The sequence below is a fragment of the Corynebacterium nasorum genome, from assembly GCF_022347325.1.
GTDB classification, from domain to species: Bacteria; Actinomycetota; Actinomycetes; order Mycobacteriales; family Mycobacteriaceae; genus Corynebacterium; species Corynebacterium kefirresidentii.
This window is the reverse complement of sequence record NZ_JAKRDU010000039.1, coordinates 1-1,307: the sequence shown is the minus strand read 5'-3', so window position 1 is coordinate 1,307 and position 1,307 is coordinate 1. Positions and strand designations below refer to the sequence as shown.

The following is a 1,307-nucleotide window of genomic DNA, read 5'->3' as shown; positions in this document are numbered from 1 at the left end:
TGAAGTGTCCCGGGTTTTGTTCCTAGGCATTTGCCTTGATTTCCATTATTTCTTGGGCCGGGTTGGTTTCCCAAAACTCTGACTCAACCTCAGCTGGCGTGCGATAGCCGAGACTTTGGTGAAGCCGTACCTCGTTCCACCAATTAACCCATTCAAACGTCGCGATCTCCACGTCAACCACGCTGTCCCACGACCGCCGATGAATCAGCTCATTTTTGTAGGAACCGTTGACGTTTTCGGCCAAAGCATTGTCATAGGAATCTCCTACTGTCCCGGTAGAGGCAGCAATTCCATACTCAGCCAGCCGTTCGTTGTAGACAATGCTGACGTACTGTGAGCCATGATCTGAATGATGAATCAGCCCCGTTGTTTCCTTCGCGCTGACAATCGCCTGATTAAGCGCCTGCAGCGGCAGCGCCTCGGTACGCATTGAATCAGATAGTGCCCACCCGACGATCCTTCGGGAGAACACGTCGGTAACAAAAGCGGTGTACACGAATCCTTTTCTAGTGCGCACATAAGTAATATCGGCCACCCACAATCGGGCCGGTGCCGGGGCGTTGAACTTGCGATTAACTAAATCAGGACGCAGATCTGGTCCCTTCGGCTTGCGGGTAGTAATAGGAGACTTACCTTTACCTTTGCCTCTGACTCCAGCAAGACGCATCAGGCGTGCGGTCTGCTCACGGCCAATGTCGATTCCTTCACGGCGCAGAGTATGCCACATCTTACGGATGCCGTAGACGCCAAAATTTTCTTCATGGACCTCGGCGATGTGCGCGACTAGAGCAGCGTCACGAAGACTGCGGGCACTCATACCACGGGCTTTTGATTGGCGGTATCCACGGGACGTGATGAAACCGCCAACACGGTGGGTGTTTAACGTCTCGCAAATGAACTCGATGGAGAAACGATCCCGATACTCATCGATGAACCGGATCATTTCCGACGTTTTGGGTCGAGTTCCGACGCGAAAAAAGCCGAGGCAGCCTTCAGTAGCTCATTGGTGTCGCGTAGCTCTTGATTTTCACGGCGTAGCCTCGCGTTTTCCGCGGCCAAGTCTTCAGGCACAGGTTCTGGGATGCTTCCCGCACGACGGGCCTGCTGGGTCCACTGACGAGCCGTGTGCCATGAAACCCCCAACTTTGGAGCTACTGCCTTGCACGCGGCTTGCATCGACATATTTTCCGCCAAGATACGGTCCTCTACAAGACGGACCACACGGTCCTTCGCATCCTGGTCAAATTTTCTTGGCATATTCCAGATTTTCCCATCTACTCAGACGGAACAAAACCTGGGACACTTCA

1 protein-coding gene is annotated in these 1,307 nt (G+C 53.3%); it reads right to left on the bottom strand.

The window, feature by feature from the left end:
- Window positions 1–22 precede the first annotated feature (22 nt).
- A protein-coding gene (locus tag MHK05_RS11810) for an IS3 family transposase (RefSeq protein ID WP_167315507.1) occupies window positions 23–1,257 on the bottom strand; the annotation gives its coding sequence in 2 pieces (ribosomal slippage) (window positions 23–969 and window positions 969–1,257; 1,236 coding nt in all).
- Between the last annotated feature and the right edge of the window lie 50 nt (window positions 1,258–1,307).